Genomic DNA, 517 nt, shown 5'->3' on the forward strand with positions numbered 1-517 from the left:
TTTGGTTCCTTAACTCAGTCGTAACTGAGCTAAGAGATGTTTCAACTGAGGCTTTAGTCTACTATGGAGTGCATAACACTAAGAGTTTCCTAGAAATAGTCAAACCTATTCTAGTGGCTGATGATGAATATATATTAGAGCGGATAATTGCAGCATGTTACTCAATAGTCAGTATTTCTTTGGATAAATCTGAAAACTTAGGTGAGATAGAGGCGTTCAGCAAACACATAGTAGCTGTTTTTTTCAGCCATGATTCGAAGTACGCTACAACCAACATATTGGTTAGAGAATATGCCTCATGTCTAGTGAAGCGTGCGAGTTTGGAATCTCAAATTAATATTAGTGAATCAGAAGTTAAAGCAGCTACTGAACCTTTTGAACAAATGCCCAGAAGTGAATGGAATGAAGAAATAACTGATGGTATGAGCGGGCATTTATCTCCTCTTAAAATGGATTTTGAGAACTATACTATTGGTCGTTTGGTTAAAGATCGTAGCAATTACGACTATGAACATGA

General features: G+C 36.8%; 1 protein-coding gene. It reads left to right on the forward strand.

From position 1 onward, the window contains the following. Positions 1-113: 113 nt before the first annotated feature. A partial coding sequence (locus R7044_RS28080) for a hypothetical protein (RefSeq protein WP_225456375.1) occupies positions 114-517 on the forward strand: 404 nt, incomplete at its 3' end.

This window comes from Vibrio sp. 1402 (assembly GCF_033340275.1).